The 3595-nt window shown below is 65.5% G+C and carries 4 protein-coding genes; 3 read left to right on the top strand and 1 reads right to left on the bottom strand.

The features are described 5' to 3' along the window. A partial coding sequence (gene ffh / locus WAN02_RS15775; RefSeq protein WP_422265143.1) for a signal recognition particle protein occupies positions 1–1546 on the top strand: 1546 nt, incomplete at its 5' end. Further along, the gene (locus tag WAN02_RS15770; protein ID WP_422265141.1) at positions 1546–2613 is read left to right on the top strand and encodes an amidohydrolase family protein; all 1068 of its coding nucleotides are present in this window, start codon (positions 1546–1548) and stop codon (positions 2611–2613) included. The genes ffh and WAN02_RS15770, both read left to right, overlap by 1 nt. A gap of 13 nt (positions 2614–2626) precedes the next feature. Here the strand turns inward: WAN02_RS15770 and WAN02_RS15765 are convergent, their stop codons facing one another. Further along, positions 2627–3049: a tautomerase family protein gene (locus WAN02_RS15765; RefSeq protein WP_422265139.1), complete on the bottom strand. Its 423-nt coding sequence runs from the start codon at positions 3047–3049 to the stop codon at positions 2627–2629. A 131-nt stretch (positions 3050–3180) separates the two neighbouring features. Here WAN02_RS15765 and WAN02_RS15760 point away from each other — a divergent pair. Beyond that, on the top strand, positions 3181–3595 hold a 415-nt coding region (locus WAN02_RS15760), incomplete at its 3' end, for an NUDIX hydrolase (protein ID WP_422265137.1).

Genomic DNA, 3595 nt, shown 5'->3' with positions numbered 1-3595 from the left:
TCGGCTCACCGGTGCCCTGCAAGGACTTCGCGGCAAAGGCCGGCTGACCGACGCCGACATCGACGCCACCACCCGCGAGATCCGGCTGGCGCTGCTCGAGGCCGACGTTTCGCTGCCGGTGGTCCGTGCGTTCGTCGGTCGGGTCAAAGACCGCGCCAAGGGCGCGGAGGTATCCGGCGCCCTCAACCCGGCGCAGCAAGTCGTCAAGATCGTCAACGAGGAACTGGTCGCCATCCTCGGCGGGCAGACCCGGCAGCTGGCATTCGCGAAGACGCCGCCGACCGTGGTGATGTTGGCCGGTCTGCAGGGCTCCGGTAAGACCACGCTGGCGGGCAAGCTGGCGCTCTGGCTGCGCGGCCAGGGCCACACTCCGTTGCTGGTGGCCTGCGACTTGCAACGACCGGGCGCGGTCGACCAGTTGCGCATCACCGGCGAGCGGGCCGGCGTCGCGGTGTTCGCGCCGCACCCCGGCACCTCGGCGAATGCCGAGGCCGATCGACAGGCGGGTCCGGCCGATCCAGTTGCCGTCGCCGCAGCCGGGCTCGTGGAGGCGCGGGCCAAGCACTTCGACGTGGTGATCGTCGACACCGCCGGGCGGTTGGGCATCGACGAGGAGATGATGGCCCAGGCGTCGGCCATCCGCGCTGCCGTCGACCCCGACGAGGTGCTGTTCGTTCTGGACGCGATGGTCGGTCAGGACGCAGTGGCCACCGCCCAGGCGTTCGGCGAAGGCGTCGGCTTCACCGGCGTGGTGCTGACCAAGCTGGACGGCGACGCCCGAGGTGGCGCGGCGCTGTCGGTCCGGGAAATAGCCGGCGTTCCAATACTTTTCGCGTCAGCCGGCGAGAAATTAGAGGACTTCGACGTCTTCCATCCCGACCGGATGGCCAGCCGCATCCTGGGCATGGGCGATGTGCTGAGCCTGATCGAGCAGGCCGAGCAGGTCTTCGATGCGGAGCAGGCCGAAGCAGCGGCCGCCAAGATCGGATCCGGCGAGTTGACGCTGGAGGACTTCCTCGAGCAGATGCTGGCGATCCGCAAAATGGGCCCGATCGGCAATCTGCTGGGCATGCTTCCGGGCGCGGGTCAGATGAAAGAGGCCCTGGCCGCCGTCGACGACAGCCAACTCGACCGGCTGCAGGCCATCATCCGCGGGATGACGCCGCAAGAGCGGGCCGACCCGAAGATCATCAACGCGTCACGTCGCCTCCGCATCGCCAACGGCTCGGGTGTGTCGGTGTCCGAGGTCAATCAACTGGTCGACCGTTTTTTCGAGGCGCGCAAGATGATGTCCTCGATGGTCAGCAGCATGGGGATACCCGGGTTGGGGCGAAAGTCAGCGACCCGAAAGAACGCAAAAGGCAAGGGCGGCAAGGGAAAAAAGGGCAAGAAGTTCGGACCGACACCGCCCAAGGTCCGCGGCCCGCTCGGCGCGGGTATGCCGGCCGGGTTCCCGGATCTGTCCAACATGCCGCAGGGTCTGGACGAATTGCCGCCCGGGCTGGCCGATTTCGACTTGTCCAAGCTGAAATTCCCGGGTAAGTAGTGCCGCAACACGTTCGAGGGATCGGGCTACCCGACGAAGAACCCATCGAACTGTGGATCGTCGATGGCCGAATCAGCCGCGAACCGGTCGGCGACGCCGACACGATCTTCGACGGCGGCTGGATCATTCCGGGTCTGGTCGATGCGCACTGCCATGTCGGGCTGGGGCCGCAGGGCGCCGTCGAACTCGACGAGGCGATCGCCCAGGCCGAAGCCGACCGTGAGGCCGGCGCTTTGCTGCTGCGCGACTGCGGCTCGCCGATCGACACCCGCAGCCTCGACGATCGCGATGACCTGCCCCGCATCATTCGGGCCGGGCGGCATCTGGCCCGCCCCAAGCGGTACATCCCTGGCCTGCCGATCGACATCGAGGACGAATCGCAGCTTCCCGACGCGGTGGCCCTGCAGGCGCGGCGCGGCGACGGCTGGGTCAAGCTGGTCGGCGACTGGATCGACCGCGACATAGGCGATTTGGCGCCGTTGTGGTCCGACGACGTGCTGACCGCGGCGATCGACGCCGCCCACGACAACGGCGCGCGGGTGACCGCGCACGTCTTCGGCGAGGACGCCCTGCCCGGTCTCATCAAGGCGGGAATCGACTGCATCGAACACGGCACCGGGCTGACCGACGACATCATCGAGTTGATGCTCGAACATGGCACCGCGCTGGTGCCGACCCTGATCAACGTCGAGAACTTTCCCGGCATCGCCGACGCCGCGGGCAAGTATCCGACGTACGCCGCGCACATGCGCGACCTGTACGCCAATTGCTATTCGCGGCTCAGCGCCGCGCACGAGGCCGGCATCCCGATCTACGCCGGCACCGATGCGGGCGGCATGATCGCCCACGGGCGCATCGGCGATGAAGTCGAGGCGCTGACCCGCATCGCGATGTCTCCCACCGACGCGCTCGGCGCGGCGTGCTGGGACGCCCGTGACTGGCTTGACCGTCCTGGCCTGGACGACGGCGCTTCGGCAGACATGTTGTGCTACTACGACGATCCCCGTTACGGCCCTGAGGTTCTGCACCGCGCGGACGTGGTCGTCCTCCGAGGTCAGTTCTACTGAACGACCGGACCGGTCAGGGCTCGATGGAATTTGGGTCGAGTCGATCGGTCGGCACGCCATTGAGGTACGTGGCCACGCCGTTGCCCATGGAGAAGTCCGGCGGGTTGACAGTCACGAGGTTGAAGAACACATCCTCCCGCCGTAGCTGAAGCTTCTCTTGTAACTCGTCGACGACCGCCTTGTAGAACGCGGCTTTCTGCTCAGGACTCGCGACGTTGAGGAAGATCAGCTGAATGAAGATGCAGTTCTCAGACCGGTAGAGACCGAGGTAGTCGCGGTCGAAAAAGAAGTTCTCCGCCTTATGTTCGGTGATTGTCTGGAATCGATCCTCGGGCACTCCGAGACATTCGATCATCTTGTCGTACACGACGTCTGCGAGCGTGCGGCGGTATTCCACCGACTTGCCCTCGATGAGGTCGATCCGAGCGAGTGGCATGACGGCTGTCCTTTCCAGCGCGACGCGAGAACCGAAAATTGGGCGGTACTTCGGATGACAGCTTAGAGGTGAGGACCCTGAGCCTGGGTACCGCAATTACCGGCTTCACGGTCTCTGTTAGAAACGGGACTGTGCCGGTTCCTGAGTTCATCGTCGCGCTTCGTCAGCACATCGGGCATGCGCCGTTGTGGTTGGCCGGGATCACCGCGGTGGTGATTCGCGATCAGCAGGTGCTGCTGATCCAACGGTCTGATAACCGGGCATGGACGCCAGTCACCGGAATTGTCGAGCCGGGGGAGAACCCGGCCGACTGCGCGGTCCGAGAAGTGTTCGAAGAGAGCGGTATCCACGCGGTGGCCAGACGATTGGCCTGGGTGCACGTGACGTGTCCGATCGTCCATGTCAACGGCGATCACGCACAGTACCTCGACCATGTATTCCGGATGGAATGGGTGGGCGGCGAGCCCTTCCCGGCGGACGACGAAAGCCTGCAGGCTCGCTGGTTCGACCTCGCCGATACGCCGGACATGTCTGCCGACATGTACC

The organism is Mycobacterium sp. (genome assembly GCF_049281135.1).
Lineage (GTDB): Bacteria > Actinomycetota > Actinomycetes > Mycobacteriales > Mycobacteriaceae > Mycobacterium.
This window is presented reverse-complemented; position numbering and strand designations above follow the sequence as displayed.

What these genes read in the sequence shown, in the direction of transcription:
- WAN02_RS15765 (WP_422265139.1), bottom strand. Translation starts at nt 3,049, where the DNA reads ATGCCACTCGCTCGGATCGACCTCATCGAGGGCAAGTCGGTGGAATAC.